Source organism: Pseudomonas sp. PDM14 (assembly GCF_014851905.1).
Lineage (GTDB): Bacteria > Pseudomonadota > Gammaproteobacteria > Pseudomonadales > Pseudomonadaceae > Aquipseudomonas.
This window is the reverse complement of record NZ_JACVAQ010000003.1, coordinates 176,656-202,640: the sequence shown is the minus strand read 5'-3', so window position 1 is coordinate 202,640 and position 25,985 is coordinate 176,656. Positions and strand designations below refer to the sequence as shown.

22 protein-coding genes are annotated in these 25,985 nt (G+C 59.8%); 13 read left to right on the top strand and 9 right to left on the bottom strand.

Annotated elements, in window-relative coordinates; genetic code table 11:
• Positions 1 to 44 precede the first annotated feature (44 nt).
• On the top strand, positions 45 to 2,432 hold the full coding sequence (locus IB229_RS20590; RefSeq protein WP_192331810.1) for a DUF1631 domain-containing protein: 2,388 nt from the start codon (positions 45 to 47) through the stop codon (positions 2,430 to 2,432).
• On the top strand, positions 2,422 to 2,757 hold the full coding sequence (locus IB229_RS20585) for a PilZ domain-containing protein (RefSeq protein ID WP_192331809.1): 336 nt from the start codon (positions 2,422 to 2,424) through the stop codon (positions 2,755 to 2,757). Before IB229_RS20590 ends, IB229_RS20585 begins: the two co-directional genes overlap by 11 nt.
• Before the next feature lie 65 nt (positions 2,758 to 2,822).
• Here IB229_RS20585 and clpB read toward each other — a convergent pair whose 3' ends face one another.
• From clpB to rluD, 3 genes are all read right to left on the bottom strand, one after another.
• Positions 2,823 to 5,387 (bottom strand): ATP-dependent chaperone ClpB, encoded by a 2,565-nt coding sequence (gene clpB / locus IB229_RS20580; protein WP_192331808.1) that lies wholly within the window; start codon positions 5,385 to 5,387, stop codon positions 2,823 to 2,825.
• A gap of 124 nt (positions 5,388 to 5,511) precedes the next feature.
• Complete coding sequence (pgeF, locus tag IB229_RS20575; RefSeq protein ID WP_192331807.1) at positions 5,512 to 6,240, bottom strand: peptidoglycan editing factor PgeF; 729 nt, start codon at positions 6,238 to 6,240, stop codon at positions 5,512 to 5,514.
• Positions 6,240 to 7,211: a 23S rRNA pseudouridine(1911/1915/1917) synthase RluD gene (gene rluD, locus IB229_RS20570; RefSeq protein ID WP_192331806.1), complete on the bottom strand. Its 972-nt coding sequence runs from the start codon at positions 7,209 to 7,211 to the stop codon at positions 6,240 to 6,242. Before rluD ends, pgeF begins: the two co-directional genes overlap by 1 nt.
• A 147-nt stretch (positions 7,212 to 7,358) precedes the next feature.
• Between rluD and IB229_RS20565 the strand changes: the two genes are divergently transcribed.
• From IB229_RS20565 to IB229_RS20550, 4 genes are all read left to right on the top strand, one after another.
• Entirely contained in the window at positions 7,359 to 8,378 is a 1,020-nt protein-coding gene (locus IB229_RS20565) for an outer membrane protein assembly factor BamD (RefSeq protein WP_192331805.1), read from the top strand.
• A gap of 152 nt (positions 8,379 to 8,530) precedes the next feature.
• On the top strand, positions 8,531 to 8,758 hold the full coding sequence (locus tag IB229_RS20560) for a PP0621 family protein (protein WP_192331804.1): 228 nt from the start codon (positions 8,531 to 8,533) through the stop codon (positions 8,756 to 8,758).
• A 13-nt stretch (positions 8,759 to 8,771) separates the two neighbouring features.
• Positions 8,772 to 10,343: an ATP-binding protein gene (locus IB229_RS20555; protein ID WP_225579302.1), complete on the top strand. Its 1,572-nt coding sequence runs from the start codon at positions 8,772 to 8,774 to the stop codon at positions 10,341 to 10,343.
• Positions 10,344 to 10,345: 2 nt separating this feature from the next.
• Complete coding sequence (locus tag IB229_RS20550) at positions 10,346 to 11,686, top strand: sigma-54-dependent transcriptional regulator (protein ID WP_192331802.1); 1,341 nt, start codon at positions 10,346 to 10,348, stop codon at positions 11,684 to 11,686.
• 4 nt (positions 11,687 to 11,690) lie between these two features.
• On the opposite strand, the gene thiO is transcribed toward IB229_RS20550, so the two are convergent.
• Positions 11,691 to 12,785 carry a glycine oxidase ThiO gene (gene thiO, locus IB229_RS20545; RefSeq protein WP_192331801.1) on the bottom strand — a complete coding sequence of 365 codons (1,095 nt, stop codon included), beginning with the start codon at positions 12,783 to 12,785 and terminating at the stop codon, positions 11,691 to 11,693.
• Positions 12,786 to 12,870: 85 nt separating this feature from the next.
• Here thiO and IB229_RS20540 point away from each other — a divergent pair, with 85 nt between their 5' ends.
• The 7 genes from IB229_RS20540 to IB229_RS20510 all read left to right on the top strand — a co-directional run bounded on the left by IB229_RS20540 (position 12,871) and on the right by IB229_RS20510 (position 20,200).
• Positions 12,871 to 13,374, top strand: coding sequence for a GspH/FimT family pseudopilin (locus tag IB229_RS20540; protein WP_192331800.1), 504 nt, complete (start codon positions 12,871 to 12,873; stop codon positions 13,372 to 13,374).
• Between the two features lie 111 nt (positions 13,375 to 13,485).
• Positions 13,486 to 13,977 carry a GspH/FimT family pseudopilin gene (locus IB229_RS20535; protein ID WP_192331799.1) on the top strand — a complete coding sequence of 164 codons (492 nt, stop codon included), beginning with the start codon at positions 13,486 to 13,488 and terminating at the stop codon, positions 13,975 to 13,977.
• Entirely contained in the window at positions 13,970 to 14,476 is a 507-nt protein-coding gene (gene pilV, locus IB229_RS20530) for a type IV pilus modification protein PilV (RefSeq protein WP_192331798.1), read from the top strand. The genes IB229_RS20535 and pilV overlap by 8 nt, the downstream gene beginning before the upstream one ends.
• Positions 14,477 to 14,478: 2 nt before the next feature.
• Positions 14,479 to 15,210 carry a PilW family protein gene (locus tag IB229_RS20525; RefSeq protein WP_192331797.1) on the top strand — a complete coding sequence of 244 codons (732 nt, stop codon included), beginning with the start codon at positions 14,479 to 14,481 and terminating at the stop codon, positions 15,208 to 15,210.
• Positions 15,207 to 15,761, top strand: a complete 555-nt coding sequence (locus tag IB229_RS20520; protein ID WP_192331796.1) for a PilX N-terminal domain-containing pilus assembly protein — start codon at positions 15,207 to 15,209, stop codon at positions 15,759 to 15,761. Before IB229_RS20525 ends, IB229_RS20520 begins: the two co-directional genes overlap by 4 nt.
• A 30-nt stretch (positions 15,762 to 15,791) precedes the next feature.
• Positions 15,792 to 19,763 carry a pilus assembly protein gene (locus tag IB229_RS20515; RefSeq protein ID WP_192331795.1) on the top strand — a complete coding sequence of 1,324 codons (3,972 nt, stop codon included), beginning with the start codon at positions 15,792 to 15,794 and terminating at the stop codon, positions 19,761 to 19,763.
• Positions 19,760 to 20,200, top strand: coding sequence for a type IV pilin protein (locus IB229_RS20510; RefSeq protein WP_192331794.1), 441 nt, complete (start codon positions 19,760 to 19,762; stop codon positions 20,198 to 20,200). The genes IB229_RS20515 and IB229_RS20510 overlap by 4 nt, the downstream gene beginning before the upstream one ends.
• A 35-nt stretch (positions 20,201 to 20,235) precedes the next feature.
• Here IB229_RS20510 and ispH read toward each other — a convergent pair whose 3' ends face one another.
• The 5 genes from ispH to ribF are packed head-to-tail and all read right to left on the bottom strand — an operon-like array spanning position 20,236 to position 25,984.
• Entirely contained in the window at positions 20,236 to 21,183 is a 948-nt protein-coding gene (ispH, locus tag IB229_RS20505; RefSeq protein ID WP_192331793.1) for a 4-hydroxy-3-methylbut-2-enyl diphosphate reductase, read from the bottom strand.
• A gap of 52 nt (positions 21,184 to 21,235) precedes the next feature.
• Positions 21,236 to 21,688 (bottom strand): FKBP-type peptidyl-prolyl cis-trans isomerase, encoded by a 453-nt coding sequence (locus IB229_RS20500; RefSeq protein WP_192331792.1) that lies wholly within the window; start codon positions 21,686 to 21,688, stop codon positions 21,236 to 21,238.
• Entirely contained in the window at positions 21,681 to 22,190 is a 510-nt protein-coding gene (lspA, locus tag IB229_RS20495) for a signal peptidase II (protein WP_192331791.1), read from the bottom strand. The genes IB229_RS20500 and lspA overlap by 8 nt, the downstream gene beginning before the upstream one ends.
• Positions 22,183 to 25,014 carry an isoleucine--tRNA ligase gene (gene ileS, locus IB229_RS20490; RefSeq protein ID WP_192331790.1) on the bottom strand — a complete coding sequence of 944 codons (2,832 nt, stop codon included), beginning with the start codon at positions 25,012 to 25,014 and terminating at the stop codon, positions 22,183 to 22,185. Before ileS ends, lspA begins: the two co-directional genes overlap by 8 nt.
• Before the next feature lie 31 nt (positions 25,015 to 25,045).
• Positions 25,046 to 25,984, bottom strand: a complete 939-nt coding sequence (gene ribF / locus IB229_RS20485; protein ID WP_192331789.1) for a bifunctional riboflavin kinase/FAD synthetase — start codon at positions 25,982 to 25,984, stop codon at positions 25,046 to 25,048.
• Between the last annotated feature and the right edge of the window lies 1 nt (position 25,985).

The following is a 25,985-nucleotide window of genomic DNA, read 5'->3' as shown; positions in this document are numbered from 1 at the left end:
CCTCTATTAGCTGCGCGACACGTCTAGCGCGCACAGGATCACCGATGAGCGCCCCGGACAAACCGTCCACTCCCTCCAAACCCGTTTCGGCGATAGCCAGCCGCGGCATTCAGCCACGCTTCGGTGAACTGGTGCAGGACTGCCGCAAGCTGGCGATGAATCGCCTGGCCGAGCACCTGACCGGCCTGTTCGGCCAGGTCGACGACACCCTGTTCGACTGCGCGGAAAAGGCCGAGAACAACCGTGTGCAGACGCTGTTCTTCGACAACATGCGCGAGATCCGCAAACAGCGCCCGCACATCGAGCGCAGCTATCACCAGCAGATCGCGCAGAATTTCTCCGACTTCCTGGAGGGCAAACAGAACATCGCGGAGGTCGCACGCGAACTGGATGCCGAAGAAATGTCCCTGGTGCAGAACGAGGACTACGAGGAAAGCCTGCAGGTAATCAACATGGTCAATCGGGTCAAGGCGCGCAGCGCGCAGGCCCTGTTTGCCCTCGACCAGCGCCTGGCGCTGCTCAACAACGGCCAGAAACTCGGCGAGGAGAGCAACCCGTTCGGCCCGCAGGCTGTCGCCCGCACCTTCCGTGAAGCCCTGGCGCCACACCCGTTCCCGCTGCGGATCAAGGTCATTCTGTACATGCTGTTCGACCAGCACGTGATGCAGAGCCTCGACCCTTTATATGAAGCGCTGAACAAACGCCTGATCGAAGCCGGCATCCTGCCCAACCTGAAATACAGCGCGCTACGCAAGGAAGCCGCACAACGCCCCCCCAGCACCAGCCCCGGCAGCAGCGCGCCACCTGAAGTCGCAAGCACCTCCGGCGGTACCTCGCATGCCGCCCCGGCGCCACGCGGACCGATAGCCGACACGCCCGCACCAGTGATCCAGGCGCCGAGCGACCTCAACGGCCCGCCGCCCATCGACCCAGGCCAACTGCTCGGCGGCCTGGCCGCACTGCTCAGCGAACACCGTCAGCGTGATGCCGACGCACCCTTGCTGGGCGGCACGCGCAGCATCGCCAGTTTCGCGCCGCGCACCGCCACCAGCACCTACAGCGCCAATGAACTGCTCGACGCCCTCAACCGCCTGCAGCAACTATCGGCCCATGACCTGGCCCTGCGCCTGCAGAAGCCGCAGGCGGTCGACGTGCTCAAGTCCGACCTGCAGCAGCAGTTGGAAACCCACAGCCAGCATCCGGGCCAGCAAAAGCTCTCGGACCAGGAAACCGATGTCATCGACCTGGTCGGCATGCTGTTCGATTTCATCCTCGATGACGACAACCTGCCGGACACCTGCAAGACCGCCCTCTCCCACCTGCACACGCCTTACCTGCGCGTCGCGCTGCAGGACAAGGCGCTGTTCACCCAGCACCACCACCCGGCACGGCGACTGCTCAATGCCATGGCCCAGGCCGGCGTGCTCTACGGCAGCGAAGGGGACGAGCGCGGCCTGCTGGCGAAAATGCACTGGGTGGTCGAGCGGGTGATCCACGGTTTCACCGGTGACCTGCAGCTGTTCGAGAGCCTGCTCGACGAATTCAACGAACATGTCGCCACCCTGCGGCACAAGGTCGAACTGCGCGAACGTCGCGCGGTGGAAGCCGCCAAGGGCCGCGACAAGCTGCTCGGCGCACGCCAGCACGCGGTGGACGTGATCCATGCCGCACTGAAGACGCGCAACGTACCGAGCATCATCCGCAACTTCCTCGAACTGACCTGGACCGACGTGCTGGTGTTCGTCCTCCTGCGTCATGGCGAGCGCAGCAGCGAATGGCAGCAGGCCGCCAAGGTGGCCGACCAGCTGGCCTGGAGCGGCACGGTGCTCGACAGCGAAGGGCGCGAGCGCCTGCAGAGCATGCGTGTAGGCCTGCTCGACGAGCTGCGCAAAGGCCTGGAACTCCTTGGCGGCTACCACGAAGACGGCGTGCGCCGCCTGCTGCAGGATATTGTCGCCTGCCAGCACGCGGTACAGGCGCAGCAGCCGCAGATCGCCGCACAGATCAAGGCCAAGCTGCCGGAGAGCCCGCTGGGCGCCATGCTCGGCGAAGATGCCGCGCTGATCGTGCCCCAGCAGCCGACTGAAACCCTGTCCGCCCGCCTGCAGATGCTGATTAAGGAACTGGGCAACCTCGAGTTCGGCACCTGGTTCGAATTCGTCGACGGCCAGGAAACCCGCGCGCTCAAGCTATCCTGGTTCAGCCCGACCACACACAACTACATGTTCGTCGACCGCAGCGGGCAACGCGTCGCGGTCAAACCGATCAAGCAACTGGCCCGGGAAATGGAGCAAGGCCAGGCACGCATCATCGCTCCGGAGCACGGCGCGCCACTGGTGGATCGCGCATTGGGTGCCATCTACCGCGTCTTGCAACGCTTCACCGGGCGCGCCAATGAAGTCGATCAAGGGAGAACCCCGAATGGACGATGACCGCCGCCAGCACAGTCGTCACGCCACCGAGTTGAGCATGGAGGTTTTCGACCTCCACTCCGGACGCCGCCTGGGCCGGGTCGTTGACCTCTCGGCGGACGGCTTCATGCTGTTCAGCGAAACGCCACTGGAAGCCGATGCCGTGTTCGAGTGCCGCCTGGTGCTGGTGGACTCGGTCAACGGCATCGACGAGATCCGCCTAGGTGCCGATTGCCTGTGGAGCCGCCCCGGCGCCGATGGCCAGCATGGCTGGAGCGGTTTCCATATCATCGACCTGGCCGACGACCAGAGCGAAGCGCTGAATACCGTGCTGCAACGCCTCTGACGCAAAGGCCGGACACAAAAACGCCCCGCACGGCCAGGCCGTGCGGGGCGTTTCGTTCTACGCGGTCAGACGAAGACGATTTCGTCGCCCTCCACCCGCCCGTGAACGGTCACACCCGGACCGAACGAGCCGGCCAGGATCAACTGCGCCAGCGGGTTCTCCACCCAACGCTGAATCGCCCGCTTCAACGGCCGCGCCCCGTAAACCGGGTCGTAGCCAACGGCGATCAGCTTATCCAGCGCCTCGGCACTCAACTCCAGGTTCAGCTCGCGTTCAGCCAGACGCTGACGCAGGCGCCGCAGCTGGATTTCGGCGATGCCGGCGATCTGCTCGCGACCGAGCGGCTCGAACACCACCACCTCGTCGATGCGGTTGATGAACTCCGGACGGAAATGGCTGCTCACCGCATCCATCACCGCCGCGCGCTGCGCTTCACGATCGCCGACCAGTTCCTGAATCTGCGCCGAACCGAGGTTTGAGGTCATCACCACCACGGTGTTGCGGAAATCCACGGTACGCCCGTGGCTGTCGGTCAGGCGACCATCCTCGAGCACCTGCAGGAGAATGTTGAAGACATCCGGGTGCGCCTTCTCCACCTCGTCGAGCAGCACCACGCCGTAGGGTTTGCGCCGCACCGCCTCGGTCAGGTAGCCGCCTTCCTCGTAACCGACATAGCCGGGCGGCGCACCGATCAGCCGCGCCACGGAGTGCTTCTCCATGAACTCGGACATGTCGATGCGCACCATCGCCTCTTCGGTATCGAAGAGGAATTCGGCCAGCGCCTTGCACAGCTCGGTCTTGCCCACCCCGGTCGGGCCGAGGAAGAGGAACGAGCCGCTGGGGCGATTCGGGTCGGCCAGACCGGCACGCGAGCGACGCACGGCGTTGGCCACGGCAACGACCGCCTCGTGCTGGCCGATCACGCGCTGGTGCAGCAGGCCTTCCATCTTCAGCAGCTTGTCACGCTCACCTTCGAGCATCTTCGCCACCGGGATGCCGGTCCACTTGGAGACCACCTCGGCGATCTCCTCGTCGGTAACCTTGCTGCGCAGCAGCTGGTTTTCCACCTTGCCGTGCTGTTCGGCCATCTGCTGGCTGCGCTCCAGATCCGGGATCACCCCATACTGCAGCTCGGCCATGCGCTGCAGGTCGGACTTGCGCCGCGCGGCTTCGAGGTCGGCCTTGGCCTGCTCGATCTTCTGCTGGATCTGCGCCGAGCCCTGCACCTCGGCCTTTTCCGATTTCCAGATTTCCTCAAGGTCGGCGTACTCCAGCTCCAGGCGCGCGATGTCCTCCTTGAGTTTTTCCAGGCGCTTGAGCGCCGCCTCGTCGTCCTCCTTCTTCAGCGCCTCGCGCTCGACCTTAAGCTGGATCAAGCGCCGCTCCAGGCGATCGAGCGCCTCGGGCTTGGAGTCGATCTCCATGCGGATGCGGCTGGCGGCCTCGTCGATCAGGTCGATGGCCTTGTCCGGCAGCTGACGGTCGGTGATGTAGCGGTGCGAGAGCTTGGCCGCCGCGATGATCGCGCCGTCGGTGATGGTCACCTTGTGGTGCACCTCGTAACGCTCCTTGAGGCCACGCAGGATGGCGATGGTGTCTTCCTCGCTCGGCTCGTCGACCAACACCTTCTGGAAACGCCGCTCCAGCGCCGCGTCCTTCTCGATGTACTGGCGGTACTCGTCCAGCGTGGTCGCGCCGACGCAGTGCAGCTCGCCGCGAGCCAGGGCCGGCTTGAGCATGTTGCCGGCGTCCATCGCGCCCTCGGCCTTGCCGGCGCCGACCATGGTGTGCAGCTCGTCGATGAACAGGATGATGCGGCCTTCCTGCTTGGACAGTTCGTTGAGCAGCGCTTTCAGGCGTTCCTCGAACTCGCCGCGGAACTTGGCGCCGGCGATCAATGCCCCCATGTCCAGCGACAGCAGACGCTTGTCCTTGAGCCCATCGGGCACTTCGCCATTGACGATGCGCTGCGCCAGGCCTTCGGCGATGGCGGTCTTGCCGACGCCAGGCTCGCCGATCAGCACCGGGTTGTTCTTGGTGCGACGCTGCAGGACCTGGATGGTCCGACGGATCTCGTCGTCACGACCGATCACCGGATCGAGCTTGCCCTCTTCGGCACGCGCGGTGAGGTCGACGGTGTACTTGTCCAGCGCCTGGCGCGATTCCTCGACATTAGGGTCGTTCACCGCCTGGCCGCCGCGCAGGTTGGAAATGGCGTTTTCCAGCGCCTTCTTGGAAACGCCCTGAGCCAGCAGCAACTTGCCCAGTTTGGTGTTCTCGTCCATCGCCGCGAGCAGCACCAGCTCGCTGGAGATGAACTGATCGCCCTTCTGCTGCGACAGGCGGTCGGCCTGGTTGAGCAGGCGTGCCAGATCCTGAGACAGATTGACGTCACCGGTGGGGTTCTGGATTTTCGCCAGGTGATCGAGCTCCTGGGTCAGCGCCTGGCGCAGGGCGTTGACGTCGAAGCCGACCTGCATCAGCAGCGGTTTGATCGAACCGCCCTGCTGCTCCAGCAAAGCCTGCAGCAGGTGCAGGGGCTCGATGGCCGAATGGTCGAGACCCACGGCAATGGATTGGGCATCGGAAAGCGCAAGCTGTAGCTTGCTGGTTAAACGGTCGATTCGCATGGTTGTGTCCTTCCTCGTGTTCGCGGGCCGGAGCGATGAGCGCCCCTGAAAACGAAAAGCCCGCGGGATGAAGACTAGATGAGGACAGTTTTCCGTGATTCAAGCGCGACGACCTTGATACAGGTCAGTCGGCCAACCAGATCAGCGAGGCGAAGCGCCCGGTGCGCGCAGCGAGGCGGTAGGAGAAGAAGCGCGGATCGCTGACGGTGCAGAAGCCACCACCGTAGACCCGGGTGACGCCCTGCGCAGCCAGGCGGATGCGTGCCAGCGCATAGATGTCGGCCATGAACTTGCCAGGGGCAATGCCCGGCAGGAAGGCCGCGCCGGCTTGCGGATGGCTGGCGACGAACGTCTCGCGCACCTCGGCGCCGACCTCGAAGGCGGCGGGGCCGATCGCCGGGCCAAGCCAGACCAGCACCTCGTCTGCCGGCACGTCCAGCGTGGCCAGCGTGGCTTCCAGCACGCCGCCAGCGAGGCCACGCCAGCCCGCATGCGCAGCGGCGACGCGAGTGCCAGCCCGGTCGCAGAACAATGCCGGCAGACAATCGGCGGTCAGCACGGCGCTGGCAATACCCGGCGTCGAGCTCCAGCTGGCATCGGCTTGATCCACGCGCTGCGGGTTCGCCTCGACCACCCGGCTGCCATGCACCTGGCTGAGCCAGGCGGGCTGGCACTGCAGGCGAGCTATCAGGTGCTGGCGGTTCTGCGCCACGGCGCGCGGGTCGTCCTCGACATGGTCACCGAGGTTGAGGCTGTCGAACGGCGCCTGGCTGAAGCCACCGTCACGGGTAGTGATGCAGGCACGCACAGTGGCCGGCGCCGGCCAGTCGGGCAACAGCCAGTCGGCATTCATCAGACGAAGGATTCGTTGTCCTGGCGCAGCAGGCTGAGCATCCACACCAGGTCATCCGGCAGTGGCGACTCCCATTTCATGCGCTGACCGGTGGCCGGGTGCTCCAGCTCGAGGAAGCGCGCATGCAGCGCCTGACGCGGGAATTCCTTGAGCGTCTGCACCAGTGTCGGGCTGGCCGCTGGCGGAATGCGGAAACGCCCGGCGTACAACGGGTCGCCCACCAGCGGGAAGCCGACATGGGTCATGTGCACGCGAATCTGGTGGGTACGGCCGGTTTCCAACTTGACCCGCACGTGGGTATGCGAGCGGAAACGCTCCAGCACGCGGTAATGGGTGATGGCCGGCTTGCCGCCGTCGAGCACCGCCATGCGCTGGCGATTGGCCGAGCTGCGGCCAATCGGCGCATCGATCTTGCCACCGGCGGTGACCACGCCGATGACGATGCATTCATAGATGCGGCTGACGCTGCGCTTCTGCAGCTGGTCGACCAGTTTGGTCTGCGCCTGCAGGGTCTTGGCCACCACCATCAGGCCGGTGGTGTCCTTATCCAGGCGGTGGACGATGCCGGCACGCGGCACGTTGATGATGTCCGGCACGTGGTGCAGCAAGGCGTTGAGCAGGGTGCCATCGGCATGCCCGGCGGCCGGGTGCACGACCAGCCCGGCCGGCTTGTTGATCACCAGCAGGTGTTCGTCTTCGTAGACGATGTCCAGCGCAATGTCCTGCGCCACCCATTCGCCTTGGGCTTCCTGCTCCGCCTGCAACAGCAGCACTGCGCCATAGTGGACGATGTCGCGCGGGCGCAGCACGGCACCGTCGACGGTGAGGCGGCCATCCTTGATCCAGCCGGACAGGCGCGAGCGCGAGTACTCCTCGAACAGCTGGGCGGCGACCTGGTCGAGGCGTTGTCCACCCAGTGCGGACGGCACTTCGGCGGTGAGTTGGATGAGCTGATCGGCGTCTTCGGACATGGGCTACTGCGGAGGGCGGTGCAGCTTTTGGTTTCGGCTGCACGCTGTGGTTAAATACGGCGTCTTTGTCCCGGCAGATCCGGGGCGCTCATCATAACAGGACGGTCCAGGCCAAGACAGCCGACCGTCACAGGGACGCAAGCCGCCATGCAAGTGAAACACCTGCTGCTGATCGCCATCCTCGCCCTCACCGCCGCATGCTCTTCCAACAAGCCGGAAGTCGACGAAAACCTGAGTGAGACCGCGCTGTATCAGCAGGCCCAGGATGATCTCAACAACAGCAGCTACACCAATGCGGTGGCCAAGCTGAAGGCCCTGGAATCGCGCTACCCGTTCGGCCGCTACGCCGAGCAGGCGCAGCTGGAACTGATCTACGCCTACTACAAGAACATGGAGCCAGAGGCCACCAAGTCGGCCGCCGAGCGCTTCATCCGCCTGCACCCGCAGCACCCGAGCGTGGACTACGCCTACTACCTCAAGGGCCTGGCCGCGTTCGACCAGGATCGCGGCCTGCTGGCGCGCTTCCTGCCGCTGGACATGACCAAACGTGACCCGGGCGCCGCGCGCGACTCGTTCAACGAATTCGCCCAGCTGACCAGCCGCTACCCCAACAGCCGCTACGCACCGGACGCCAAGGCGCGCATGGTCTACCTGCGCAACCTGCTGGCTGCCTATGAAATCCACGTCGCCCACTACTACCTGACCCGTCAGGCCTACGTCGCCGCCGCTAACCGCGGTCGCTACGTGGTGGAGAACTTCCAGGAAACCCCATCCGTCGGTGACGGCCTGGCAGTGATGACCGAAGCCTACCAGCGTCTGGAAATGGACGACCTGGCTGCCACTAGCCTGGAAACCCTGAAGCTCAACTACCCGGACCACGAAAGCCTGGTCGATGGCAACTTCGTCCCGCGCGAAGAAGAAGCCGACAACCGCTCCTGGCTGGCCAAGGCCACCCTCGGCCTGATCGAATCCGACACCCCGCTGCCGCCCGGCGAAACCCGCGCCAGCCAGGATGTCATTCGCCAGTACGAAGACGCCGAGCAGGAAATCCCGGACGAGCTGAAGCCGGAAAACCAGGCCGAACTGGAAGAGGAAGAGCAGGAAGCCGAAGGCAACAGCAGCGACCGCTCCTGGTTCAGCTACATGACATTCGGCGTGTTCGACTGATCCACACCGGACACCAAAGGGAGGCCTCGGCCTCCCTTTTTCATGTCCGCTAACAACATACGCAGGACTCAGCGCGCAAGCCGGCGCGGCAACTGCTGCGCGGCCACCCGGTCCTTGGCTAAACTGCCGACCTGCCCATACGAGAGCACACCATGGTTCGTCTACTGTTCTGGATCGCGCTGATCGGCGCTGCCGTCTGGCTCTGGCGCCGCTTCAAGACGCCGCAACGCCCTACCCAGCAGCCCGAGCAGGACGCAGCGCCGATGGTTCGCTGCAGTCAATGTGGCGTGCATGTACCGCGCACCAGTGCCCTGCCCTATCAGCAAGGCTGGTACTGCAGCCAGGCCCACCTGCCGCAGGGCGCACAGCGGAGTGAATAGCGAAAACCTGTCCATGAGCGGCGCCCAGGGCCGACGCATCCTGCGCCTGTACCACCTGTATCGCCTGACCGTTGGCCTGGCCATGGTCCTGCTGATCTCCAGCGACCTGGACAACGACCTGCTCGACCTGGCGCACGTGGAACTGTTCCGCAACGGCAGCTGGGTGTACCTGATCAGCAACATCCTTATCGCCGTGCTGCTGCAGCGCCCACGCCACCTGCTGCAGATCTTCAGCCTGGCACTGGTAGACGTAAGCCTGCTCTCGGCCTTGTTCTACGCCGCGGGAGGCGCACCAAGCGGCACCGGCGTGCTGTTGATCATCGCCGTGGCCATTGCCAACATCCTGCTGCGCGGACGCATCGGCCTGGTGATCGCCGCTGCGGCAGCAATCGGCATGATCTACTCGACCTTCTACCTCAGCCTGAGCCACCCGGCTGCTTCATCGCAATACGTGCAGACCGGCGCCCTCGGTGCGCTGTGCTTTGCCGCCGCCTTCTTCCTCCAAGGCCTGACCCGGCGCCTGCAACAGAGTGAGAGCCTGGCGGAACAACGCGCCACCGACGTGGCCAACCTGGAAGCACTCAACGCACAGATCCTGCAGCGCATGCGCACCGGCATTCTGGTGCTGGACAGCCAGCATCGGGTGCTGCTGGCCAACCAGGGCGCGGTCGTCCTGCTCGGTCGTGGTGAATTGAGCGACAAGATCCTCGATCCGCACTGTCCGGAGTTGGTCAAGCGCCTGCAGCAGTGGCTGCACAACCCGACACTGCGCCCACAAAGCCTGCAGGCGATTCCGGAAGGACCACTGCTGCAGCCCAGCTTCATCCCGATGCAACGTGGCGGCAGCCAGCACACGCTGATCTTCCTCGACGACATTTCGCAGATCACCCAGCAGGCCCAGCAGCTCAAGCTGGCCTCGCTGGGCCGCCTCACCGCCGGCATCGCCCACGAAATCCGCAACCCGCTCGGCGCCATCAGCCATGCGGCGCAGCTGCTGCAGGAGTCGGAAAACCTGGAAGGGCCGGATCGTCGCCTGGCGCAGATCATCCAGGACCACTCGCGCCGGATGAACCTGGTCATCGAAAACGTGCTGCAGCTGTCGCGTCGGCGCCAGGCCGAGCCGCAGCTGCTCGACCTGAAATACTGGCTGCACCGTTTCGCCAGCGAGTTCCGCAATTCCGCCTCGCTGGACCAGACCCTGCACCTGGAAGCGCAGGGCAGTGGCCTGCAAACACGCATGGACCCACATCAATTGACCCAGGTGCTGACCAACCTGGTGCAGAACGGCCTACGCTACAGTGCACAGGTTCACCAGCTCGGCCAGGTATGGCTGAAGCTCGGCCGTGACCCGGAGAGCGAGCTGCCGATGCTCGAAGTACTCGATGACGGCCCTGGCATTCCGCCGGAACAGTTGCAGCATGTCTTCGAGCCGTTCTATACCACCGACAACAAAGGCACCGGCCTGGGCCTGTATATTTCCCGCGAGCTGTGCGAAAGCAACCAGGCGCGCCTCGACTACCTGCCCCGTGACGGCGGTGGCAGCTGCTTCCGCATCACCTTCGCCCATCCACGCAAGTTGAGCTGACCATGAGCACCCGGCAACGCGCCCTGATCGTCGACGACGAACCCGACATCCGCGAACTTCTGGAAATCACCCTGGGCCGGATGAAACTCGATACGCGCAGCGCGCGCAACGTCAAGGAAGCCCGCGAGTGGCTGGCGCGCGAGCCCTTCGACCTGTGCCTGACCGACATGCGCCTGCCAGACGGCACCGGCCTGGACATCGTCCAACACATCCAGCAGCGCTACCCGCAGGTTCCCGTGGCGATGATCACCGCCTACGGCAGCCTTGACACCGCCATCAACGCCCTCAAAACCGGCGCCTTCGACTTCCTGACCAAGCCAGTCGACCTCGGCCGCCTGCGCGAACTGGTGACCACCGCGCTGCGCATTCGCACGACCAGCGATGACGAGGCACCGGTGGACAACCGCCTGCTCGGCGACTCCCCGCCCATGCGCAGCCTGCGCAATCAGATCCAGAAGCTCGCCCGCAGCCAGGCGCCGGTGTACATCAGCGGCGAGTCCGGCAGCGGCAAGGAATTGGTCGCCCGCCTGATCCACGAACAGGGGCCGCGCACCGACCACCCCTTCATCCCGGTCAACTGCGGCGCCATTCCGACCGAGCTGATGGAAAGCGAGTTCTTCGGCCACAAGAAAGGCAGCTTCACCGGCGCCATCGAAGACAAACAGGGCCTGTTCCAGGCGGCGGGCGGCGGCACACTGTTCCTTGATGAAGTCGCCGACCTGCCGCTGGCGATGCAGGTGAAACTGCTGCGCGCGATCCAGGAAAAAGCCGTGCGCGCTGTCGGCGGGCAGCAGGAAGTGGTGGTCGACGTACGCGTACTCTGTGCGACCCACAAGGACCTGGCCGCCGAAGTGAACGCCGGGCGTTTCCGCCAGGACCTGTTCTACCGCCTGAATGTCATCGAGCTGCGCGTCCCCCCGCTCAGGGAGCGCCGCGAAGACATTCCACAACTGGCCGAGGTCATGCTTCGGCGCCTCTCCGAAGGTACCGGCCAGGCGCCAGCCAAACTGGCCGGCGAAGCGCTGGAGAAGCTCAAGAGCTACCGCTTCCCCGGCAACGTGCGCGAGCTGGAAAACATGCTGGAGCGCGCGCACACCCTTTGCGAAGACGAACAGATCAAGGCCAGCGACCTGCGCCTGGCCGATGCCGTCTGCTCGGCAGAAGACGGCGAAGCCTCACTGGCCAGCATCGACAACCTGGAGGACTACCTGGAAGACATCGAGCGCAAGCTGATCATGCAAGCACTCGAAGAAACCCGCTGGAACCGCACCGCCGCCGCCCAGCGCCTGGGCCTGACCTTCCGCTCGATGCGTTATCGCCTGAAAAAACTGGGCATCGACTGAGCCGTCAGCCCAAGCGGCCCGCTGGCGAATAGGGCGCCGGATCGACAATAGGTTCTTCACCTAGCATCAAATTTTTCAGCAACTCACAGGAAGCTGGAGCCAGTACCAGCCCGTTACGGTAATGCCCGCAGTTGAGCCACAGCCCGGGATATTCGGGCACCTCGCCAATGAACGGAATGCCATCCGGTGATCCCGGCCGCAACCCCGCCCAATGCCCGACCACCTCGGCATCCGCCAATGCCGGCAGCAACTCTTCGGCCGAGGCCTTGAGGCTCTGCAAGGCGTCATCGGTCGGGGTCTTGTCGAAGCCGACATGCTCCAGCGTACTGCCTACCAGGATATGGCCATCACGCCGCGGAATCGCGTAACGCCCCTTGGCCAGCACCATCGCGGGAAGGAAATCCTCAGCGCATTTGTAGAGGATCATCTGCCCTTTGACCGGTTCGACAGGAAGGTTCAGACCAAGCGTGCTCACCAGCTCGCCACTCCAAGCACCGGCAGCCACAAGTATCCGCGATGCCAGCAGATCACCATGCTGGGTCTGCACACCAACTATTCGCCCCTGATTATCAATAAATCGGCTGACCGAATGATTTTCGAGAGTCCTGACATTCGGCATCTCATCCAGAGACGCCCGGAGCGCACGTAGAAGCCGAGGATTACGCACATTGGCAATGTCAGGCATAAACAAAGCTCGCTGAAACCCAGCCCCCAACTGCGGCAACTCCTTAGTCACCAAAGAGATGGGGAAAGGAAGCAACTCACAGCTCTCAGCATCAGCCCAAGCCAAGGCTTGCGGCTCATCCTCCAAGTCCAACCAATACAGACCAGTGGCATGAACTTCGGGATCAATCCCCGTCTGCAGACTTAAAGCACTACCCAAATGTGGATAAAACGACCGAGACCAACGTGACAATGCGCTTACAGCAGCTCCATACCTCCACGGGTATAGGGGCGAGACGATTCCCCCTCCAGCCCAAGAGGCCTGTGAGCCGATAGTCGCGGACTCGAGCAATGTAACCGTCTCCCCGGCCTCAGCCAGAAAACGAGCAGACAAGAGGCCAATTGCCCCGCCACCGACAATCAGCACCGTACTCATAACGCCTCCAAAGTTTGCAAATTTCCATTGCCCTGACTAAACCAGATGCAGCCAGGACGGCTGAACAATATCAGGGAATATACCGATGAAACTTCATACTCAGCAGGCGTTTAGCCTCTATGAGCTAATGATTGCACTCGCACTCGCCTCCATTTTCGCCAGCATAGCGCTACCGGCCTTTTCTTCGTTGCGACTTAAGAACGATCAGGATGTGCTGCGCAACAGTCTGCACGCCTCACTCAACCACGCTCGCGCCCAAGCAATTTTGCGAAACACTCGCGTGGATTTCTGCCCACTCACAAATACATTGAAATGCGGTAATGACTGGCGCTTGGGCTGGATGTCACGCATCGCAGATAGTCAGGAAATGCTAGAAGCGGTGCAACAGCCCAGCCTGAACGCACTCCTCTGGGCTGGCTTCGAAGGAAAAATTCGATTTCACTCCAATGGCACTAGCCCCACCGGCAATGGGCGCTTCTATCAGTGTCATAACGGCTCCGTTTCGTGGCAGCTGGTCCTGAACCGTCAAGGCAGAGTACGTAACGGCACTCGAGCAGAAAACCAATCTCTCTCCAAAAAATGCCCCTAACCGTCGGTACCCCAACCAGTCGTCGGAGCCTGCAAACCAACCGTCAATCACAAGCAGACAAGCTAGACCTTGAAACGGAATATGCGCTCAGAAATCCATAAGGAGCACACCATGTCGCCCCATTCCGACACGCGCGGATTCAGCCTTATTGAGCTGATGATCGCCTTGGCACTCTTGTCGATAGCGGTTGGCATCGCCATCCCGAATTTCGCCGGACTGATCCGCAACAACCAGGTGCAAGCTCAAGCTCAAACATTGAATAGCTTACTGCAGTACGCACGTAGCCAGGCCGTCGTAAGACGAACCACTGTTGGCGTAACAAGCGCTGGAAACACTTGGACAGTAACTGCAGGAGCAACCCCGATTAGAATTGAAGAATTCAATCCTGCGCACGCAACCATTAAAGCAAGCGGCCCGATTAATATTACATACGCCTCAAATGGCTCAGCCAGTTCAATGAGGCTTATCGTTTGTCGTCCGGATGAAAACCCCGCCTTTGCTTACCTTATAGGCATTCTCCCTAGTGGCAGCGTTACTCTCCATCCCCGCGGGAGAAAGAGCGACAACACCACCCTACTTCAGGACTGCTCGACAGATGAATAACCATATAAGCCGAGGTTTCAGCCTAATTGAAGTAATGGTCACACTTATCCTCCTGACCATTGGAATTTTGGGGCTGGTAGCGATGCAGGGGCGCGGGATCCAATACACCCAAGACTCCGTCCAGAGAAACAACGCAGCGATGCTCGCAAGCGAATACATGGAGCTTGCTCGTGCAAACAGTGAAAATCTCGATGGCTACATATTGAGTGAACTGCCGGCAGCAGGTGATTGCGACACAAGCACACCAACCGAAATAAGCGACACAGCAAAGCAACTTACTTGCTGGGCCAATAAAGTCCACTTACTGCTACCTGACGCCCTAGCACTGAAAGATGAGTTTTACGCATGTCGCTCAAAAAACCCAGGCAGCTGCGCTACCGGCAGGGCATTGGAAGTACAGTTGGCGTGGCGCGCAAGCGGTGATGGATGCCTAGATGCCAATGCCGCAGCAGACGAAGACCTAAGCATCTGTCGCTTCAGATTACGCGGAGAGCTATAAATATGCATAAGCAAACAGGCATCTCCATGATTGAGCTCATGGTCGCCCTACTGATTAGTAGCTTTCTTATCCTTGGCGTTACACAAGTATATCTCGACAACAAAGAAAACTACCTATTCCAGCAGGGCCAGGGTAACAACATCGAGAACGCTCGATTTTCCATCCTGATCATCGACCAGCAACTCTCTAAAACCGGTTATCGCCGACGCCCTGACGAAACATTCGAATCAGCATTCCCGGCAACCGCTGACTGCGGAAACATGAGTGCCGGCCAAACCGTAAAAAAAGTTGATGACTCTTCATTTTGCATACGCTACCAACCCGCCTTCACCAACGCCAAAACCTGTGATGGAAACGATATTAATAATATTCCAACCAAACCTTACCTCAAGGCGGACCCCGTCACAGAGGTTTTCACCCTACAAGATAATGGAGACTCCACTTTAAACCTGACCTGCAGGGGCGTGGTCATAGCTACCAATATCGCAGCCATTCGCTTCGAGTACGGATTCAACTCTGGAGACGAGAAAAAGATCTCTGAATACTCAGCAGACCCGGAAGACGGAAGAACGATAAGAGCCATTCAATTTTCTATACTTGCCACAAGCACCAACGAAATAACAAAGAGCAATAGCAGCATGGCTTACAAGCATTGGTTTGGTAATGAGCCAACAGATCACAAGCTATACACCATGCTTTCAAGCAGCTCCAGCATACGGAACTTGATGCCATGACGCGCGCCTATCAGATCAAAAATCTCAATACACAAAATGGTGTAAGCCTTGTAATCGCCCTCGTATTTCTCTTGGTGATAACAGCCCTTGCGATATCTAACATGCGTGAAATCTCATTGGAAGCCAAGATCACAGGCAACATGATCGAAAACAAACAATTGCTCACAGTCGCCGAGTCTGCACTCCGTGATGGTGAAAGAAGAACTACGGAGCGCGGCCCCCAAGAGCCAAGCGACAACTGCGAAAACATCGCCACAAAGAAGCTTTGCCTACTAAATAGAGAACCAGAATACGCCGTGGACAAATCAAATGTTCAGGTTTATTCACCCAATGATGGAACAACCCTTTTTGGTGCCGCTCAATGGTACGCACAACCAGCCCCATCGGGGAGTAGTCAAGGCGAAACTGAGAACCCCGAATATGGCAACATGATTCTCGGCATCGGAATATTTCGCTATGAGGTCAATGGCATCGCCACCAACAACGACCTTTCTTCCGCTATTCGCTCAACTGTCGCAATTGATTCGAAAGGTCGAATTGAAAGTAATTAAGGTAATTGCCGCCCCACTCAGGAGCACCATATGAAGCTCTCAAACAGCCTAGAAAAATCTCTGGCGAGCGCCGTACTCTTCGGAATTTACTTCGGCGCGTCACTGCCAGCCAATGCCGCCGTGTTGAACATCAGCCAAACACCACTCATCCTGAGCGAAACTGTCGCCCCCAATCTAATCCTGACCCTTGATGACTCAGGCAGCATGGTGTGGGCATTCGTCCCAGACAGTATCGACAATCTACACAGCACGCGCCGAGCCAAGGCTGCATACTTCAACCCGATGAGCTACAACCCCGCCATCACCTACCGTATTCCGCCAAAATACGAAACAAGTGGCGCACTCTCTACCACACCGTTCAGTACCAGCTTCACCACCGCGTACCACAATGGTATGAACCCAGGCCGTGGCTCCTTCAACCTGAATAATGGTTATCGCGCAACTTGGGCATACAACCCAAAAGACACGTTACAGTCTACGACTCAGTACGGTTTCAGCAACACCTCCAGTCGCTATGCGTACAACCCAACCCCTGACTTCTATTTAGACACCACAACAAACCAAACGCTCACTAACGGCCAATCTTCCAGCGAAATTATTTTCAACAATATTAAATTTAAAATAAATCGAATTTCCAACACAAACTGCACAGCCACCATCGTTAGCGCACCCGCAACCATTACCGCACTAACCTGCAGCCGCTCAAACTCAACATATACAATCAGATCAACAACCGATCTAAGATCGACCGCAACACAAGCATACTACTACCTTTACGACGAAGCGCTCCCTAGCTGTACTACTATCGCCACCAATAGAAGAGCCGACGAAAACTGCTACAAACCCGTATTTGTTTCAACCACATCAGGAGAAATCCGTACAGACGACAGTGCCGTAGGTAAAGATGAACGACAGAACTTTGCCATCTGGTACTCCTTTTATAGAAATAGAGCGCTGGCCACTTTGAGCGCTGCACAAATTGCCTTTGCAGAACTCCCCCAGTCCGTCCGTATAACTTGGCAGGGCTTAGGAAAATGCACATCGTTCGATGGGAGCAACACCAACTGCAAGGACAACAAATTCAGAGAATACAACGCGCCGCAAAAGGGCCAACTATTCTCATATCTCCAAGATCCTTTTTTCGATCAAAGCACATATTTGCGCCAGGGCATTCGCCGTGCCGGCGAGTTTCTTAAATCAGCGACCGCGTGGCAAAAATATCCAAATGATTCGAGCCAAAGCAACAACGCTGGCAATACTTACTCCTGCCGCCCTAGTTATCACATTGTGATGACAGATGGCATGTGGAACGACTCCTATACCGCACCAAGTAACACCCTACGATCTGACGATGTAAACTTCTCACTCCCTGACAACACAGCATACAAAAACTCCACCAAACCGTTTTCCGACTCTACGACTCAAACGTTTGCCGATCTCGCCATGCACTATTGGGCAACGGACTTAAATTCTGGCTTAGACAATGGACTGCAGCCCTATTATCCCTTCAAGAGCAATAATGCAGACAGTGACTACTGGGACCCCCGTAACAACCCCGCCACTTGGCAGCATATGGTCAACTTCGTAATGGGGCTTGGCCTTACGAATTCCCTAGTGCAGCCCGGTCTTGAATGGGACCCATTGAAGGGGACATTTGGCGGCACGGGTTATGATAACTTGGTCAGCGGCGCCAAAGCATGGCCCGCCGCCGGCAGCGGCAGCGCAAACAACGTATATGACCTTTGGCATGCAGCCATAAACTCTCGCGGTGAATTTTTTAGCGTTGACAGCCCCGAAGATATGGTTAATGCATTTAAAGATATTTTGAACCGAATTTCTGACCGAACCACTTCTGCAGCAAGACCTGCAGTTTCAGCATCATTTGTTTCTGATGCCGATAGCAATAGCATTCAGAGCAACGTATATGCGACACAGTTTTCCAGTGAAGACTGGAGTGGTGAGCTCGTAAAAACTTTGATTAGCAGTAACGGGGACCAAGAAGCCAAGTGGAGTGCAAAAACCGCTAACCAGAGCATAAGCGCCAGCACCCGAAAAGTTTTCATGAAAGATGCAAACAACAGCACCACTGGATTCAAAGAGTTCACATGGAGCAATCTTGGCAGCACCTTTCAATCGTTTCTCAACCTGAACCCCGAGAGTTTAATTGCAGGAACCACCGATAGTCGCGGGCAAAATCGAGTCGCTTATATCAGAGGCGATAGAAGCAATGAAGGTACGGATACGACCAAATTCAGAAAGCGTAGCACGATACTAGGCGACATCATCAACTCCAGTCCGGTTGTAGTAGGAACACCCAGTTATCTTTCTTATTTGGCGGACGCCATCGAAAACCCTGACGGCAATCGCTCAGGCTATCAAAGCTATTCGAAATTTAGAGAAGCCAACCATAAATCCAAACGCAAAGAAATGATTTATGTGGGTGGCAACGACGGCATGCTGCACGGATTCAACGCAGCTAGCGGCAAAGAAGAATTTGCCTACATCCCAACTGAAGTAATAAAAAATCTATACAGGCTAACCGGGCAAAACTACAAGGGCGGCGAACATCGTTTCTTTGTAGATGGCTCGCCTGTTGTACGTGATATATATTTTGGCGATGCAACAAACGAGGGATGGCGCACTGTTCTGATTGGCACTCTGCGCGCAGGTGGGAAAGCCCTGTTTGCGTTGGACATCACAGATCCGGAAAATATAAAACTACTATGGGAGTTCGATTCGACCTCCGATAGCGATCTGGGTTTCACATTCGCTCAGCCGGAAATTACCCGACTACATTCGGGGCAGTGGGCGGTGCTTATGGGAAATGGCTATAACAGCACCAGTGACAAAGCTTCGCTTATGGTTATTGATATCAAGAAAGGGACACTCTTAAAGAAACTTACTGTGCCTGCGGTTGTAGAGTCTGGTGTCACATTACCAAACGGCCTTTCCAGCGTACGTGGAGCCGACAATAACGGTGATGGAGTTGTTGACTACGCGTATGCCGGAGACCTGCAGGGTAATTTGTGGCGCTTTGACCTACTGCCCACTAACGCCTCAAGCACTGCTACTGACCCGTTCAGCCGGAAGCTTCCCGAAGTCGCAGCCACAACGGTAAATGACTTCAAAATTGCTTACGGAGATAAACCTATCTTTACTGCGAGGGATTCAAAGTCGGGCCAGCAAAAAAGACAGGCTATCACTATTCAGCCCTCCTTGGTTCGCCACCCAACTGGATATGGCTACCTAGTCTTGATAGGTACAGGAAAATATTTTGAGAGCAGTGATGCCAACGTAGATACCAGTCGTTCAATGTCGCTGTATGGGATATGGGACAGGAAGACCAAACGCCAAACTACATCGGCCTCAAGCCTCTTGGCATCCCAGCGCAGCCGACTGCAGAAGCAGAAATTCACTACTCAAGCTAATGGTGTAACTATTGGCGATGAACAGCAAAGTGCGGTCAGTGATATTCGCTTGCTGAGCAGCGAAAGCATTCTCTGGTATACAGCCCCCAACCCGAGCGGCCCCATTGATCCTGAGTACATGCTCAAGGACGAAAACGTAAAAACGTGGGGTTGGGCCCTTGATCTCGCGGTAGAAAATACTTCTGGTGCACAAACACTGACAGGAGAAATGGTGGTCAACAACATGGCGGCACGGGGCAGAACGCTCTTCACAAGCAGTTTGACGCCAAATCAGGACCCGTGCAAAGCAGGTGCCGACACATGGCTTTACGGTATAGACGCCCATACTGGCGGCAGAACTGATTACAACGTACTAGATCTGAATAACGACAAAATCGTTAGCTCGAAAGACACTTACGGGACTTCGAAGGATGTTGTTTCCGGCGTTCGCTTCCCTGCAGTCGGAGGGTTTACACTCGCACCAGGGAACAAGGTTTATGGTAGCGCAGGTGCCAGTGACCCTGGAACGGTTGGTGACGACCCTAATAGCAGCGGCCGCCAAAGTTGGCATATTGTTCCTGAGGAATTGCAATGAAAGGCAAAACTCGAATTGCGGGATTCACTCTCATCGAGCTCATGTTAGCTGTCGCGATAATCGGCATACTTGCCGCCATCGCCACTCCGAACTACCTAGAGTACATAACTAGGAGCAAGCGCTCGGAAGGGCATGCACTACTTATTGAAGCCGCCACTCGCCAAGAGCGCTTTTATGCGCAGAACAGCCGTTACGTTACTGACAATAACGACATTGCTCTTCTGGCCTTGAGGAATACAGACAGCGGCACCAAAAAAGTGGCGTCTGAAAACGGCTACTACAAGATGACCATTAGCACTGCCGCCGGAGACGGCGGCTACACGCTGACGGCAGCGCAGGAAATCGGGGATGGGCAATGTGGCAATCTAACCCTTACCGCTCTCGGCACTAAGGGCCGAACTGGCAGTGGAAAGACCGTGGAACAGTGCTGGAAATAGTAACCAAACAAGAAGCCCAGCTTTTGCTGGGCTGCTTATTCTACTTGCTTAACTCTTAACTCTTTAGGCATTGAGAAGGTCACATTTTCTGGACGCCCATGCAGCTCAATGGAGCCAGAGACACCCCATCGTTCTAGATACTCGACAACACCACGAACCAGGACCTCGGGGGCAGAAGCGCCAGCGGTAATACCCACTCGCGAAATACCGTCAAACCACTCTTTCTTCAGATCCTCAGCCCCATCGATCAGGTAAGCCGGCGTCCCCATTCGCTCCGCCAGCTCACGCAGCCGATTCGAGTTCGAGCTGTTGGGGCTACCCACCACCAGCACCACATCGCACTCAGCTGCCAGGGTCTTCACCGCATCCTGGCGATTCTGCGTTGCATAGCAGATGTCGTCCTTGCGCGGCCCGCCGATGCTGGGGAACTTGCTGCGCAGGGCGTCGATCACGCGGCTGGTGTCGTCCATCGACAAGGTGGTCTGGGTGACGAATGCCAAGGAGTCGGGATTGCGCACCTGCAGGTTGGCGACATCTTCTTCGTCTTCGACCAGGTAGATGGCCCCGCCATTGCGCCCATCGTACTGGCCCATCGTGCCTTCGACTTCCGGGTGACCCTCATGGCCGATGAGGATGCATTCGCGGCCGTCGCGGCTGTAACGGGCAACTTCCAGGTGAACCTTGGTCACCAGCGGGCAGGTTGCGTCGAATATCTTCAGGCCACGGCCTTCGGCCTCCTTGCGCACAGCCTGGGACACACCGTGAGCGCTGAAGATGACGATGACGTCGTCCGGCACCTGGTCCAGTTCTTCGACGAAGATCGCGCCGCGGGCGCGCAGGTCCTCGACCACGAACTTGTTGTGCACGACTTCATGACGCACGTAGATCGGCGGGCCGAACACCTCGAGCGCGCGGTTGACGATCTCGATGGCACGATCGACACCGGCGCAGAAGCCGCGGGGGTTGGCGAGTTTGATGTGCATGCTGCTTAACCTCACTGCCCCTGCGGGCCTCTTCCAGGTGACGGAAGATGATTTAGACGGGCCGTACCGCGATGATTTCCACCTCGAAGCTCAGCGTCTTGCCAGCCAGCGGGTGGTTGAAGTCGATAGTCACCTGGGCCTCGTCGTAGGCTTTTACTACGCCCGGCAGCTCGGTGTTAGCGGCATCGTTGAAGATCACCAGCAACCCCTCGGACAGTTCCATATCCTGGAACTGAGTGCGCGGCATCACCTGTACGTTCTGCGGATTGGGCTGACCAAAGGCATTCTCCGGCTCGACCTGCACGACACGCTTGTCGCCCGCCTTGAAGCCAAACAGCGCCGCCTCGAAGCCCGGCAGCAGGTTGCCGTCACCGACCTTGAAGGTAGCCGGCTGCTTGTCGAAGGTGCTGTCGACCACGTCGCCCGACTCCAGCTTGAGGGCAAAATGCAGGGTCACTTCCTTGTCCGGCCCGATACGTAGCTCTTGAGAGAGTGAATCAGTCATGGGCAGGCTCTCCGGATTTCTTGCTCTTGAACATGTCCAGCGCCAGCATCACTGCACCCACGGTGATGGCGCTGTCCGCCACGTTGAAGGCGGGGAAATGGTGCAGGTTCTGCCAGTGCACCAGGATGAAGTCGACCACGTGGCCGAGGACCATGCGGTCGTACAGGTTGCCCAGCGCGCCGCCAAGGACCATCGCCAGGGCAATCGCCAGCCAGGTCTCGTCGGCCTTCAGGCGCTTGAGCCAGACCACCAGCACGGCGCTCACACCCAACGCGATGGCTGCAAAGAACCAGCGTTGCCAGCCTGACTCGCCTGCGAGGAAGCTGAACGCCGCACCACGGTTATAGACGTGCGTCCAGTCGAAATAGCCGTCGATGACCACGACGCGATGCCCGTACTCGAGCACCTGTAGCACGATCTGTTTGGTGCCCTGATCGAGGATGAACACCGCCAGCGCCAGCCACAGCCAGGCCAGGCGCCCGAAGCGCGAGGTATCAGACATGCTTGCGCACCTCGCCCGGGCCTTCGATGTTGCTCACGCAACGACCACACAGCTCGGGATGCGCGGCATGGCTGCCGACATCGGCAATGTGGTGCCAGCAGCGCCCGCACTTTGCATGCACCGACTTGACGATCTTCAGCTTCAGGCCAGCCACCTCGGTGTCCACCGCATCGGCAGGCGCATCGGCCAGCGGTGCCAGCTTGGCGCCGGACGTGATCAGGGCGAAGCGTAGTTCGTCACCCAGGGTGTGCAGCGCTGCGTTCAGCGCATCCACGCCGTACAGGGTGACCTCGGCCTGCAGGCTGCCACCAATGGCCTTGGCGGCACGCAGGTTTTCCAGCTCTTTGTTCACGGCGGCCTTGACGGTCATGACCTGGTCCCAGTACGCACGGTCCAGCACGAAGCCTTCCGGCAGACGGTCGAGCCCCTGATACCAGGTGTTGAGCATCACCGACTCGTTGCGCTCGCCCAGCATGAACTGCCAGATTTCGTCGGCGGTGAAGGCCAGGATCGGTGCGATCCAGCGCACCAGCGCTTCGGCGATGTGGTACAGCGCGCTCTGGCAGGAGCGGCGCGCCACGCTGTCGGCGGCGGTGGTGTATTGACGATCCTTGATCACGTCGAGGTAGAAGCCGCCCAGCTCCTGTACGCAGAAGTTGTGCACCTTCTGGTAAACGTTCCAGAAACGGTACTCATCGTAGGCCTCGATGATTTCGCCCTGCAAACGCGCCGCGGCGTCGAGCGCCCAGCGGTCCAGATCGAGCATCTGCTCGACCGGCAGCAGATCCTTGGCTGGATCGAAGCCGTTGAGATTCGAGAGCAGGAAGCGCGTGGTGTTGCGGATGCGCCGGTAGGCATCGGCGCTACGCTGCAGGATGACCTTGGACACCGCCATCTCGCCGGAGTAGTCGGTGGAGGCGACCCACAAGCGCATGATGTCGGCCCCCAGGCTGTCGTTGACCTCCTGCGGCGCAACCACGTTGCCCAGCGACTTGGACATCTTGCGGCCGTTCTCGTCAACCACGAAACCATGGGTCAGCAGGGCCTTGTACGGCGCGTGGCCATCGATGGCGCTACCGGTCAGCAGGGACGAGTGGAACCAGCCGCGGTGCTGGTCGGAGCCTTCCAGATACAGGTCCGCGCGCGGGCCGTGCTCGTGCCCCATGGGGTGCGAGCCGCGCATCACATGCCAGTGGGTGGTGCCGGAATCGAACCACACGTCCAGGGTGTCGCTGATCTTGTCGTACTGAGCAGCCTCGTCACCGAGCAGCTCGGCGGCGTCGAGCTTGAACCAGGCCTCAATGCCCTGCTCTTCCACGCGCGCAGCCACTTCGCCCATCAGCTCTACGGTGCGCGGGTGCAGCTCGCCGCTTTCCTTGTGCAGGAAGAACGGGATCGGCACGCCCCAGTTGCGCTGACGCGAGATGCACCAGTCCGGGCGCCCGGCGATCATGCTGTGCAGGCGCGCCTGACCCCAGGCCGGAACGAACTGAGTTTGTTCGATGGCCGCCAGGGCGCGCTCGCGCAAGGTGTCGCCCACGTTCGGCTGCTTGTCCATGCCGACAAACCACTGCGCCGTGGCGCGGTAGATCAGCGGAGTCTTGTGGCGCCAGCAGTGCATGTAGCTGTGCTGGATGGCTTCGTGCTTGAGCAGCGCACCCACTTCACCGAGCTTGGCGACGATGGCCGGATTGGCCTTCCAGATGAACTGGCCACCGAAGAAGGGCAGCGACTCGACGTACACGCCGTTGCTCTGCACCGGGCTGAGGATGTCGTCGTTGCTCATGCCGTACTGCTTGCAGGAACGGAAGTCGTCCTCGCCGTAGGCCGGGGCCGAGTGCACGATGCCGGTACCGGCGCCCGTTTCGACGTACTCGGCCAGGTAAACCGGCGAGAAGCGCTCGTAGAACGGGTGGCGGAAACGGATGTTTTCCAGCGCGGCACCTGGTGCGGTGGCGATAACCTCGCCCTGCAGGCCATAGCGCGCCAGGCAACTTTCCACCAGTTCCTCGGCCAGCAGCAGCTGGCGCTCACCGGTGTCGACCAGGGCGTAGATGAATTCCGGGTGAACGTTCAGCGCCTGGTTGGCCGGGATGGTCCAGGGCGTAGTGGTCCAGATGACGATGCTGGTCGGCTTGGCCAGGCTGGCAAGACCGAAGGCGGCCGCCAGCTTGTCGGCGTCCTCGACGGCGAAGGCCACGTCGATGGCATCGGATTTCTTGTCCTGGTATTCGACCTCGGCCTCGGCCAGCGCCGAGCCGCAATCGAAGCACCAGTTGACCGGCTTCAGGCCCTTGAATACGAAGCCCTGCTTGACCATTTCGGCCAGGGCGCGGATTTCTCCGGCCTCGTTGGCGAAGTCCATGGTCTTGTAGGGGTTGTCCCACTCGCCCAGCACGCCGAGACGGATGAAGTCGGCCTTCTGCCCTTCGATCTGCTGGCCGGCATAGGTGCGGCAGCGCTCACGGGTCAGGTCGGACGGCTGATTCTTGCCGAAGGTGGTCTCGACCTTGTGCTCGATCGGCAGACCGTGGCAGTCCCAGCCCGGCACGTATGGCGCGTCGAAGCCAGACAGAGTCTTGGACCGGGTGATCATGTCCTTGAGGATCTTGTTGACCGCGTGACCGATGTGGATGCTGCCGTTGGCGTAGGGCGGGCCGTCATGCAGGACGAACTTCGGCCGGTTCTCGCCAATCTGCCGCAACTTCTGGTACAGGCCAATGCTGTCCCAGCGCGCCAGGGTTTGCGGCTCGCGCTGCGGCAGGCCGGCTTTCATCGGGAAGGCAGTATCCGGGAGGTTCAGCGTGGCTTTGTAGTCGGTCATCTCAGGCTCTTGGACTCATCTAATACAGTGGTCAATCAAGCGGTTGGCCAAGCCAGTAGGCCCGGGCGGCGGCAACATCCGCATCTATCGCCGACTTCAATGCCTCCAGGGAGGCGAAGCGCTGCTCATCGCGCAGCTTGTGGTGGAAGATCACCGTCAGGCGCTGACCATACAGGTCGCCAGCGAACTCCAGCAGGTGCACTTCCAGGTGAGGCTTGCCATCGCCAGCGACGCTAGGCCGTTGACCGATGTTGGCCACACCGTGATAACGCCGGCCATCGACCAGCGCACTGACCAGATACACCCCGCGCAGGGGCGCAATACGGCGCTTGAGCTGCACATTGGCCGTCGGCGTGCCCAGTTGGCGCGCCAGCTTCTGCCCGTGCAACACCCGACCGGCCAGTGCGAACGGGCGGCCTAGCAAACGCTCGGCCAGTTCCAGCTCCCCGGCCTGCAAGGCCTGGCGCACGCGGGTACTGCTGACGCGATCACCATCGAGCTCGACGGTCATCGCCGCCTCGACGCTGAAGTCGTGCTCGGCACCGGCCTGCACGAGAAACCCGAAATCCCCGGAACGGTCGCAACCGAAGCGGAAGTCGTCACCGACCTCGAGGTGCTTCACATGCAGCCCCTCGACCAGCACCTGACGCACGAACTCGGTCGCCGACAGCTCGCGCAGACGGCGGTTGAATGCAAGACACAACACCCGATCGACACCCTGCTCGGCCAACAGCTCAAGCTTCTCGCGCAAGCGAGTCAGGCGTGCCGGTGCAGTATCCGGACCGAAAAATTCCCGCGGCTGCGGCTCAAAAATCACCACGCAGCTGGGTACGCCCAGCTCGATGGCACGCTCGCGTAAACGAGCGAGAATCGCCTGGTGCCCACGGTGCACGCCATCGAAATTACCGATGGTGGCAACGCATCCCTGGGTGAGGGGTAGCAGATTGTGGAGGCCTCGGACCAGCTGCATA